At 54.6% G+C, this 1,435-nt stretch carries 1 protein-coding gene and 2 tRNA genes; 2 read left to right on the plus strand and 1 reads right to left on the minus strand.

Annotated features, from left to right (window positions below):
- Window positions 1-374 precede the first annotated feature (374 nt).
- A tRNA-Gly gene (locus AACS18_RS06145) sits at window positions 375-448 on the plus strand.
- A 15-nt stretch (window positions 449-463) separates the two neighbouring features.
- Window positions 464-538, plus strand: a tRNA-Gly gene (locus AACS18_RS06150).
- 161 nt (window positions 539-699) lie between these two features.
- Here AACS18_RS06150 and arcA read toward each other — a convergent pair.
- Complete coding sequence (gene arcA, locus AACS18_RS06155) at window positions 700-1,419, minus strand: two-component system response regulator ArcA (protein WP_108613926.1); 720 nt, start codon at window positions 1,417-1,419, stop codon at window positions 700-702.
- Window positions 1,420-1,435: the final 16 nt, after the last annotated feature.

Genomic DNA, 1,435 nt, shown 5'->3' on the forward strand with positions numbered 1-1,435 from the left:
GTTGAGCCTTCGATGATAAAGCCGTGCAACAGGGTCGCCAGCAGCCAGGCTTGCGCCACCATCAGAATGCCCTGACCAAGGCCAAAAGCGATGGATATCGTGATCCAGCGGCGACCGTGACTCGATTGCTTGCGCAACCAGCCATAGAGACGTTTTTGCGTTTTTTTATCCATTACCACCATCCTCGCGTCGAGTGGCGCAAGACTATCCTTGCCGTTTGGCCTTGGCAACCTTGTAAATTATCTGTGTTGAAAATGTTTGATTGAAAAAGCAACCGTCTGTTCAATCCTTGTCCGAACAGATTGATTTATTGAAAAAAGTGGCAAAGGCGCCATTGCGCTCGGCGGCAAAATGCATATAGTAGGAGCCCTGACGCGGGTGTAGTTCAATGGTAGAACGGTAGCTTCCCAAGCTGCATACGTGGGTTCGATTCCCATCACCCGCTCCAAATTTCAGATGCCAGGCGGGCATCGTATAATGGCTATTACCTCAGCCTTCCAAGCTGATGATGCGGGTTCGATTCCCGCTGCCCGCTCCAGCTTCAAAACAAAAAGCCCACTCCTGCGAGTGGGCTTTTTGTTTATCATCTGTCTTGTGCGCCGTTCGACGTCACGCTTACCGTTTCTCAGCTTTAAGGCAAACAGCAGAGACAGAAAAGGCGCCCGAGGCGCCTTTTCAGATCAACAGCGTAGCGGGAGCTTATTCCTGCTCCAGCTCACCACAGAAACGGTAGCCTTCGCCGTGGATGGTGGCGATGATCTCCGGAGTATCGTTGACGCTTTCGAAGTGCTTGCGAATGCGACGGATGGTCACATCGACGGTACGGTCGTGGGGCTTGAGCTCACGGCCGGTCATCTTCTTCAGCAGCTCGGCGCGGGTCTGGATTTGGCCCGGGTTTTCGCAGAAGTGCAGCATGGCACGGAACTCGGAGCGCGGCAGTTTGAACATGTCGCCAGTGGGGCTGACCAGCGCGCGGCTGTTGATATCCAGCGCCCAGCCGTTGAACAGGTAGCGCTCAACCAGCTTCTTCTCTTCGCCACCGGCAGCCACGTTCATGGTGCGGTTCAGCAGATTGCGGGCACGGATGGTCAGCTCGCGCGGGTTGAACGGCTTGGTGATGTAATCATCGGCGCCGATCTCCAGACCAAGGATCTTGTCCACTTCGTTGTCACGACCGGTCAGGAACATCAGGGCGATGTTGTCGTTCTCACGCAGCTCACGGGCCAGCAGCAGGCCGTTCTTGCCCGGCAGGTTGATGTCCATGATCACCAGATTGATGGTGTGGGAAGTGAGAGCCTGGTGCATTTCGTCGCCGTTGTTGGCTTCGAGCACGATGTAGCCTTCGGCTTCAAAAATGCTTTTCAGGGTATTGCGTGTGACTAGCTCGTCTTCGACGATCAGAATGTGTGGTGTTTGCATGAGTATTCCCAGATTC

The organism is Aeromonas sp. HMWF015, from assembly GCF_963878965.1.
GTDB lineage: Bacteria > Pseudomonadota > Gammaproteobacteria > Enterobacterales > Aeromonadaceae > Aeromonas > Aeromonas veronii.

Coding starts and splice junctions, on each gene's coding strand:
- arcA (WP_108613926.1), bottom strand. CDS start 1,419: ATGCAAACACCACACATTCTGATCGTCGAAGACGAGCTAGTCACACGC.